5 protein-coding genes and 1 pseudogene are annotated in these 5170 nt (G+C 70.6%); 4 read left to right on the top strand and 2 right to left on the bottom strand.

Annotation, left to right across the window (positions count from 1 at the left end):
• Together ABTZ43_RS16970 and hutH are read right to left on the bottom strand one after the other, a co-directional pair.
• Window positions 1-265, bottom strand: a pseudogene (locus ABTZ43_RS16970) (urocanate hydratase); the annotation flags it as partial.
• Entirely contained in the window at window positions 262-1818 is a 1557-nt protein-coding gene (gene hutH, locus ABTZ43_RS16965; RefSeq protein WP_350539620.1) for a histidine ammonia-lyase, read from the bottom strand. The pseudogene ABTZ43_RS16970 and the gene hutH, both read right to left, overlap by 4 nt.
• 58 nt (window positions 1819-1876) lie before the next feature.
• On the opposite strand from hutH, the gene ABTZ43_RS16960 reads away from it, so the two are divergent.
• The 4 genes from ABTZ43_RS16960 to ABTZ43_RS16945 all read left to right on the top strand — a co-directional run.
• Window positions 1877-2647: an IclR family transcriptional regulator gene (locus tag ABTZ43_RS16960; RefSeq protein ID WP_502885431.1), complete on the top strand. Its 771-nt coding sequence runs from the start codon at window positions 1877-1879 to the stop codon at window positions 2645-2647.
• A gap of 95 nt (window positions 2648-2742) precedes the next feature.
• Window positions 2743-3966, top strand: a complete 1224-nt coding sequence (locus tag ABTZ43_RS16955; protein WP_350539618.1) for an OmpA family protein — start codon at window positions 2743-2745, stop codon at window positions 3964-3966.
• A gap of 61 nt (window positions 3967-4027) precedes the next feature.
• The gene (locus ABTZ43_RS16950) at window positions 4028-4588 is read left to right on the top strand and encodes a DUF3060 domain-containing protein (protein WP_350539617.1); all 561 of its coding nucleotides are present in this window, start codon (window positions 4028-4030) and stop codon (window positions 4586-4588) included.
• 3 nt (window positions 4589-4591) lie between these two features.
• Window positions 4592-5170 (top strand): response regulator transcription factor (locus ABTZ43_RS16945; RefSeq protein ID WP_350539616.1); only part of this gene is annotated, 579 nt, incomplete at its 3' end.

Genomic DNA, 5170 nt, shown 5'->3' with positions numbered 1-5170 from the left:
GGAAGACGCCGACGGGCTTGCCGGACTGCACGAGCAGGGTCTCATCCGGCTCCAGCTCGTCGAGCGTGCGCACGATCGCGTCGTACGCCTCCCAGCTGCGCGCGGCCTTGCCCGTCCCGCCGTACACGACGAGCTCGTCGGGATGCTCGGCGACCTCGGGGTCGAGGTTGTTCATGAGCATGCGCTTGGCGGCTTCCGCACCCCAGCTCTTGGCGGTGCGCTGGTTGCCGCGCGCGGCGCGGATGTTCCTGTGGGTCGTGGTCATTTCGCGTGCTCCTTCGCGATGCGGGCGACGGCGCCGGACTGCACGAGCGCGGTCACGGACTCCATGTCGGGTGAGAGGTATCGATCGGGGCCGGGACCTGCGGCGACCGTGCGCACGAGGTCGCGCACGGCGCCGGTCGCCGGTCCCGCCTGCAGCGGCGCGCGGAGGTCGAGAGCGCGCGCTCCGGTGAGGATCTCGATCGCCAGCACGCGACCCAGTCCGTCGACGGCACGGCGCAGTTTGCGGGCGGCCGCCCATCCCATCGAGACGTGATCCTCCTGCATCGCCGACGACGGGATGGAGTCGACGGATGCCGGGACGGCGAGACGCTTGAGTTCGGAGACGATGCCGGCGGCCGCATACTGCGCGATCATCAGACCGGAGTCCACGCCGACCTCATCGGCGAGGAACGGCGGCAGACCGTGATTGCGGGCGGGATCGAGAGCGCGGTCCGTACGTCGCTCCGAGACCGAGGCGACGTCGGCGACGGAGATCGCGAGGAAGTCGAGGACGGCCGCCACAGGTGCGCCGTGGAAGTTGCCGTTCGACTCGATGCGACCGTCGAGGGTGATCACGGGATTGTCGATCACGCTCGACAGCTCGCGGTCGGCGATCATCGAGGCGTAGCCCACCGTGTCGCGCGCGGTGCCGTGCACCTGCGGTGAGCAGCGCAGCGAGTAGGCGTCCTGCACGCGTCCGTCCTCCGGGCCCTTGTGGCTGTGCACGAGGGGCGAGTCGTCGAGGAACGACCGCAGGTTCTCGGCCGATTCCGCCTGACCCCGCTGCGGGCGCAGTGCCATGAGGTCGGCCGCGAAGACCGCATCCGTGCCCAGCTGCGACTCCACCGACATCGCCGCCGCCATGTCGGCGGTCAGCAGCAGCGTCTCGAGATCGTGCAGCGCGAGCACCAGCATCCCGAGCATGCCGTCGGTGCCGTTGATGAGCGCCAGCCCCTCCTTCTCGACGAGCGTGAGAGGAGTGATCCCGGCGGCGGCGAGCGCATCGGCCGCGGGGACGAGCGCTCCCGCCGCGTCCCGCACCTCTCCCTCCCCCATCGTCGCGAGCGCGATGTGGGCGAGCGGGGCGAGATCGCCCGAGCATCCGAGCGACCCGTACTCGCGCACGACGGGGGTGATCCCCTCGTTGAGGAGTGCCGCGTAGGTCTCGACGACCACCGGTCGCACGCCGGTGCGCCCCGAGGCCAGCGTCTGCAGGCGCAGCAGCTGCAGGCCGCGGACGACCTCGCGCTCCACCTCGGCACCTGTGCCCGCGGCGTGCGAGCGGATCAGGCTCGCCTGCAGCTGCAGTCGCCGGTCGGGAGCGATGAACGTGGTCGCGAGCGCCCCGAAGCCGGTCGAGACGCCGTAGTGCGGATGCGGATCGGCGGCCAACGCGTCGATCACACCGCGGGTGTCGGCGACCCGATCGAGGGCGGCGGGGCTGAGCGCGACGGGCGCGCCGTGCCGGGCGACCGAGACGACGTCGGCGCGGCTGAGGGGCGCATCGCCGACGAGGATCGCATCGCCGTCTCGTGCAGGGGTCAGTTCACTCATATCTCGATTCCACACCGGCGACGGTGCATGCGATACCCGATCATGACATCCTTTGTCTGTGATCCCAGACAACTCGGATGCCGCCCGCCAGGTGCCGGCGGCGGACAACACCCTGCGCATCCTGCGCCATCTGGCCGGACGTCCTGCCCCTGTCGCCGCCTCGGCGATCGCCCGCGAACTCGCCCTCCCCCGGTCGACCGTCTACCACCTGCTCACCACCCTGGCCGCGCACGGCTTCGTCCTGCACCTGAAGGAGGATCGGCGCTGGTGTCTGGGCACCTCGGCGTTCGAGCTCGCGGGGGGCTTCGCCCGTCAGCAGCCGCTCGCCCGCCTCGGCCGCCCCCTCATCGCCGCCCTGTCGGACCGTCTCGGTGAGAGCGCGCACCTTGCGGTCATGAGCGGCGGCGACGTCCTCTACATCGTGGAGGAGAGAGCACCGCGTCGTCAGGCTCTCGTCACCGACGTCGGCGTGCGTCTTCCCGCCCACCTCACGGCGTCGGGCCGCGCCATGCTCGCCGCTCTCCCCCGCGAGCAGGTGCGTGCGCTGTACCCGAGCGCCTCCGCCTTCCCAGACCGCACGGGCCTCGGACCGCGCACACCCCGGGCACTCCGGGAACTGCTGCGCACGGTGCGCGCACGCGGATATGCGACGGAGGACAGCGAGGTCGCCGACGGCCTCCGCAGTGTGGGAGCGGTCGTGGGTGACCGCTCCGGATGGCCCGTCGCCGCCGTCGCGGTCACCTGGGCAGGCGGCGACCTCGATGAGAGCACGCTGGCCGCGGCGGTGCGCGAGACGGCATCCGTCCTCGAAGGGCGTCTGACCCGATGAGCACAGGGGCAGTCCGTGTCGCAGAGCCTCTCCGTGTCGCAGAGTTGCGACATCGGCGCGACACGGCCGCGACATCCGCTGACTACTCTCGAAGCATGACCTCGACACCCCGCGCTCCGCACCGCATCCGCCGTGGCCTCTCCCTCGGTCTCGCGCTCGGAAGTGCGGCCGCTCTGATCCTGTCCGGATGCGCTGCGGAGCCCTCCGGCACGCCGGCGCCGTCGACGGCCGCGCCCGCCGCATCCACGCCGACGCCCACGAGCACCGGCCCGTCCGCGCTCACCGTCTCGGGGTACGACGTCGGGCAGTTCCCGCCGGTCCCCCTGTTCGTGCTCCCCGATCTGTCGCTGCTCGACTCCTCGGCGTCGGCCTTCACCATCGAGGTCAACGCGGCTCTCGCCGGCATCCCGGGCGTCGTCGCGACACCGGCCCACTGCGATGCCGACGGCACCGTGATCTCGGGCAACGGCACCGCGTATCTCTACGGCGACGGCTCCGGGACCTTCACGGGACCCGACGGCTCCGTGCAGAACTTCGGCGACGGGTCGGGCACCTCCACGATCAACGGCGTGACGATCCAGAACTTCGGCGACGGCGCGGGTACCTACACCGACGGCACCGTCACGATCCAGAACTTCGGCGACGGTGCAGGAAACTACACGGATGCATCGAAGACCGTGCAGATCTTCGGCGACGGATCCGGGAACTACACCGACGGCGAGACCACCATCCAGAACTTCGGCGACGGATCCGGGAACTACACCGACGGCGAGACCACCATCCAGAACTTCGGCGACGGATCCGGGAACTACACCGACGGCGACATCACCATCCAGAACTTCGGCGACGGCACGGCGCGGGTGGACGGCGAGCTCCTGGACGCCGAGCCGCTGCCGCCGGTACCGGAACTCGGGGTGTTCCCGCCCCTCGGCGCCCTCGCCCCGCTCGAGTCGTGCGGCACGACGCTGACCTTCGAAGACGGCGTCCTGTTCGACTTCGACCGCAGCGAGATCCGTCCGGACGCCGCGGCGACGCTCGATGCGGTGGCGCGTGTGTTCACGACTCTCGACGTGGTCGAGGCGCACGTCACCGGCCACACCGACGCGATCGGCACGGACGCCGAGAACCAGACGCTCTCCGAAGCTCGTGCCGAGTCGGTCGTCGACGGGCTCGAGGGTCGCGGTGTGACGACGTCGCTCAGCGCCGAGGGCTTCGGCGAGACGCGGCCCGTCGCGGCGAACGAGATCGACGGCGTCGACAACCCGGCCGGACGTCAGCTGAACCGTCGGGTGGAGATCTTCATCCCCGCAGCGTTCTGACCCGCCGACATTCTGTTCCGCAGAACATCATGAACGCCGTCAGGCACGAGAGGATATGTGCATGCGCCGCACCACTGCGACCTCCGCCCCGCTGACGGCATTGCTGCTCGTCGTGGTTCTGAGCGGATGCTCTGTCGACATCGTCGACCCGACGCAGCCATCCCCCTCATCCGCGACGGCGTCATCGCCGTCGAAGGCGGGTTCCCCGTCGGGCGACGCCCCGTCGCCCGACTCGTCTCCGGACCCGTCGCCGGACCCCGAGCCGTCCGCCGGCTCGCGCCCCTCCGCCGACGCGGGACTGAGCGCCGCGGGGCAGGCCGAACGAGCGCGATTGAGCGACGCGGCCACGACGACGATGCCGTGCCCGACCGATCCCCTGACGTCCGACGGCGCGGTGATCCGGGTGGAGGGGCCGTGTGCCGACCTCGTGATCGAGATCGACGCGGGCGTGGTGATCGCCGACGACGTGGGAGCGGTGACGCTCTCCGGCAGCGGCACGGTGGTGTACGTCCGCGAGGTGGACGCGATCACCGTGACGGGCAGCGCGAGCTCGATCTTCTGGGAAGGCGCGACCCCCACCGTCGACGACCGCGGTTCCGCGAACACACTGAAGAAGGGCTGACCGGTGGACATCGCCGAGCGCCCCCGGATCCTCCTCGTCGACGATGACGCGGCCATCACCGACGCCCTCGCCGCGTTCCTCGATCGCAGCGGCTTCGACGTGCGCGTCGCCGAGGACGGAAGGATCGGCCTCCTCGAGGTGGCGCGCGACGTTCCCGATCTCGTCGTCTGCGATGTGCTGATGCCGCACGTCGACGGCAGGGAGTTCGTGCGCCAGATCAGAGCGCGACAGCTGGGGTTACCGATCATCCTGCTCACCCAGGTCGGCGAGTCCTGGGAGCGCAGCGCGGCACTCGACGAGGGTGCCGATGACTATCTCAACAAGCCCTTCGATCCGCATGAGCTCATCTCGCGCATCAGAGCGGTGCTGCGACGGACCGCCCAGGGCGCAGGGTCGCTGCGGGCAGCGGCCCGATTGCAGGCGGACACTCTGACGCTCGACCGCACGGCGCGCCGCGTCTGGCGCGGAGCCGACGAGGTCTCGCTGACGCCGAAGGCGTTCATGCTTCTGGAGTACCTGATGCTGCACCCGCAGGAGGTCCATTCCCGGGAGCGGCTGCTGTCGACGCTGTGGGGCTTCGAG

Source organism: Microbacterium sp. NPDC097977, assembly GCF_040302605.1.
GTDB lineage: Bacteria > Actinomycetota > Actinomycetes > Actinomycetales > Microbacteriaceae > Microbacterium.
The sequence above is the reverse complement of the archived record's forward strand: the minus strand, read 5'-3'. Positions and strand labels throughout refer to the sequence as shown.